Here is a 2,954-nt window from a genome sequence, read left to right as displayed (position 1 = left end):
CAACACCTGAATCAACTGCGGCTTTTGCAACAGCAGGAGATACTATAGAAATTAATCTTGGGTCAAATGGAGTAGGTATTATATATTCACGTCCGTAGCTCATTTTACGACCGCCATAGACTGCAGATATCTCACCTGGTACTGGCTCACGGGCAAGCTTTGCTATTGCATCTGCAGCTGCAATTTTCATTTCATCATTTATTGTTGTTGCATGTACATCAAGCGCCCCTCTAAATATATAAGGAAAACCCATTACGTTGTTGACTTGGTTGTTGTAATCTGACCTACCAGTTGCAATTATTGCATCCGGCCTTACAGATTTTGCAAACTCAGGCCTTACTTCTGGATCGGGATTGGCAAGAGCAAAAATAATCGGGTCTTTGCCCATACTCTTTAACATCTCTTCATTTAACACATCTTTTGCAGATAGTCCGATGAATACATCACCGCCTTTTATTGTATCAAGTAGAGAACGTTCGGAAGTATCAATTGCATACTTTTCCTTCCACTCATTCATGTCCTCGTTTCTACCTTTGTATATTACTCCTTGCTTATCGCACAGCACTATATTTTTAGCGCCCATGGACTTTAGTATTTCTAAACATGCAATACCGGCTGCTCCAGCTCCATTCATAATGATCTTAACGTCCTCTAATTTCTTTCCGACAATATCAAGAGCATTTTCTATGCCAGCTGCAACAACCACCGCAGTTCCATGCTGGTCGTCATGGAACACTGGAATATCCATCAGTTCATTCAGGCGTTTCTCTATTATAAAACAATCGGGAGATCTTATATCTTCTAAATTTATTCCTCCCCAACTTGGTCCAAGATATCTTACTGCATTGATGAAATCTTCTATATTTTCTGTATCAACTTCTATATCTACTGCATCAATATCAGCAAAACGCTTAAATAAAACAGCTTTGCCTTCCATGACCGGTTTTGAAGCAAGAGGACCAATATTACCAAGTCCAAGCACTGCAGTACCATTTGAAATGACAGCAACACAGTTGCTTTTTGCCGTATAATCATAAACAACCTCAGGATTTTTAGCTATTTCAAGACACGGAGCTGCAACGCCAGGGGAATAAGCAAGTGACAAATCATACTGGGTAGATAAAGGTTTTGTTGGCATGATTGAAATTTTACCAGGTTTACCACCTCTACTGTGATACTTAAGTGCCTCTTGTTTTGTGGTACTATCTAAATCATCGTTCATCATTACATCCTTATATTTTAAGCTTGTATTTTTAAGTATATGGAGTTTTTATGAATGTTCAATTGTAAACTATTAGCTTGTGAACTCTGGTGTACTTCTGTATAAGTCTACCTACTACGTAGAATGGTATTACATGCTTAAAAAAAACGTGCCTAATTTGCTTACAATTTCTCGTGCACTTGCAATACCAGCCATAATATTAAGTTTTTATATAGAAAATAAATACGCAAGCCTGATAACAATATCAATCTTTATATTTGCATGCATTACGGATTTTTTTGATGGTTACCTGGCGCGTGCGTGGAAAGTCCAATCAAAGTTTGGCAAGCTATTTGATCCAATTGCTGATAAATTAATAGTGGTTTCAACGATAATTATGCTAATTTATAAGCAAAAGATAAATGATTTTACAATAGTACCGTCGATTATCATCATCTGTCGGGAGATATTAGTTTCGGGTTTACGGGAGTTTCTGATAGCTACAAATGTTAGTCTACCTGTAAGCAAAGCTGGAAAAATTAAAACGTTTCTACAGATGGTTGCTGTAGTAGCGCTAATAATGAACGATTATTATATGATTCAATATACAGGTGCGATTTGTTTATGGGTTGCAGCTATTATAACTATGTGGTCAGGCTATAATTATATCCTAGCCGGCATCAAACAGATTGATTAAATCTCCTAGGAAATAGTTAATAGACAGGAGTAGTTAATATCTTAGTGATATTGACTCAGAAAGCAAAAAGGTGTATAATTGTATTAACTTACAACTAATTAGGTTAATATTATGAAAATACCTAGTGGCAAATTTTCTTCTACCAAAAAGGTTCCAGGAAAGAATAAGAAAAAAAGAGATTTTGAACCATTAGAAGAGTTTTTTTGGGATTTTTGGCCAACAGTTGATAAAGAAGTCAAAAGAGAAAGGCTAGAACAAGAACTATTAACACTAAAAAAAAGAGAACTATATAGACAATGTGCATCATTGGTAACAATGGTTCCATTTGCATTATTTATGGCTATTGAACTGGAAAAAATATGTAGCGATCAGGTATTACTTGGCGTGATAAGTGGCGCGCTAAGCCACACTATGTTACCTTTCATGGTCCTATCTCTTATTTGTACGCTATATTTAATTTACAATAATAGGAAAATAGCACAAAAAGAACGAGAGTTGAAGAATATTGAAAATGGAGAGGAAGTAAAGGAAAAAGAGCACAATATTTCTGATATAGGTCAGTGTTTGACCTATATTGAGGCTATAACAACTGCACTGGTTATTGTAGGTATGATAATGGGTGAAACATCTTCACATGAAGCAGCAGAGAATGCAATTTTATTTCTTGCCAATGCAATTGCCTTTCTTGCAACTCTTGTTTCTTATATTGATAAGCATGAAAAAAATAAGAAAAAGGAAACAGAAAAGTTTGATCTTGATGAGAAATCTAGCAAGAAAACTAGCAATATGTCTGTAGCCGGATTGGCGCTTGCTGGTTCTTCTGTATTTTTAATAAGAAGGATAATGTTAATAGCATTAGCATCGTCCTTAAATCCTGCTGTTGGACCTACTTTAGGCTTGATAGGTATTGCACTTTTTATGGTTGTACAGGTATTAACTATACATTCCTACAGCAAGACGCTGAAAGATCCAAAAGTGGAAGGACGAGGTGAATCAAGAAATGCAGGTAGTTCTGATCGTAGTTATAAAGAAGAAGGACCGGCTATTGCCTAAGAA

At 36.1% G+C, this 2,954-nt stretch carries 3 protein-coding genes; 2 read left to right on the top strand and 1 reads right to left on the bottom strand.

Translation table 11 applies throughout. From position 1 onward, the window contains the following. Nucleotides 1-1,222: malic enzyme-like NAD(P)-binding protein (locus tag WGMM_RS01725; RefSeq protein WP_038249166.1), on the bottom strand; the 1,222-nt coding region annotated here is incomplete at its 3' end. A 133-nt stretch (nucleotides 1,223-1,355) separates the two neighbouring features. Here WGMM_RS01725 and pgsA point away from each other — a divergent pair. Together pgsA and WGMM_RS01715 are read left to right on the top strand one after the other, a co-directional pair. Continuing rightward, nucleotides 1,356-1,898, top strand: a complete 543-nt coding sequence (gene pgsA / locus WGMM_RS01720; RefSeq protein ID WP_038249163.1) for a CDP-diacylglycerol--glycerol-3-phosphate 3-phosphatidyltransferase — start codon at nucleotides 1,356-1,358, stop codon at nucleotides 1,896-1,898. A gap of 111 nt (nucleotides 1,899-2,009) precedes the next feature. Then, nucleotides 2,010-2,951 (top strand): hypothetical protein, encoded by a 942-nt coding sequence (locus tag WGMM_RS01715; protein WP_038249159.1) that lies wholly within the window; start codon nucleotides 2,010-2,012, stop codon nucleotides 2,949-2,951. Nucleotides 2,952-2,954 lie beyond the last annotated feature (3 nt).

This window comes from Wolbachia endosymbiont of Glossina morsitans morsitans, from assembly GCF_000689175.1.
Taxonomy (GTDB): Bacteria; Pseudomonadota; Alphaproteobacteria; order Rickettsiales; family Anaplasmataceae; genus Wolbachia; species Wolbachia pipientis.
This window is presented reverse-complemented; position numbering and strand designations above follow the sequence as displayed.